This is a genomic window from Pseudomonas sp. FW300-N1A1, from assembly GCF_058789115.1.
In genome coordinates this window covers 1-536 of the sequence record NZ_JBYTBK010000099.1, presented here as the reverse complement: position 1 = coordinate 536, position 536 = coordinate 1, and the positions used below count along the sequence as shown (strand labels likewise).

General features: G+C 54.3%; 1 protein-coding gene. It reads left to right on the top strand.

The window, feature by feature from the left end:
- Positions 1-525, top strand: a 525-nt coding sequence (locus AC3WQN_RS25470; protein WP_146038417.1) for a transposase, incomplete at its 5' end; no start/stop codon positions are given.
- Positions 526-536: the final 11 nt, after the last annotated feature.

The window sequence follows — 536 nt, the reverse complement described above, 5'->3', positions numbered from 1 at the left end:
CAAAGCTGGGGTGACGAACCGCTGTTGAAAGCCGCATTCAAACGTCTGGCCGCTGGGATGGAACGGTTGGACCTACTCATCCAGAAGAAGCTGTTGGAGGTCGTCAAAGATGCCGGTCTTCTGGAGCAGGTCAAGCGCTGCCAGGCGATAGAGGGTATTGGTTTTCTTACCGCTACCGCATTGACGATGGCCTTTCAGCGCGGCGATTTTGCAAGTGGTGACGCCTACATCGCCTTCCTGGGAATGGATTTGAGAGTGTCTGACTCAGGAGAGATGACCGGGCGTCGAAAGCTAACCAAGAAAGGGGACTCAGAGATACGACGTTTGCTGCATAACGCCGCCCTGGCTGCCCGTCGCTCAGAGACCTGGAAACCATTTTACGAGCGCTATCTGGAGCGGGGTTTGAAGACGACGCAAGTGTTGGTCATTCTGGCTCGCAAGCTGGCACGAGTAGCGTTCGCCCTGATGAAAAACCAGAGCGAATACCACCCAAACTCAGTTATTGGAGCTTCCCCTCAAACATAGAATCTCCCACA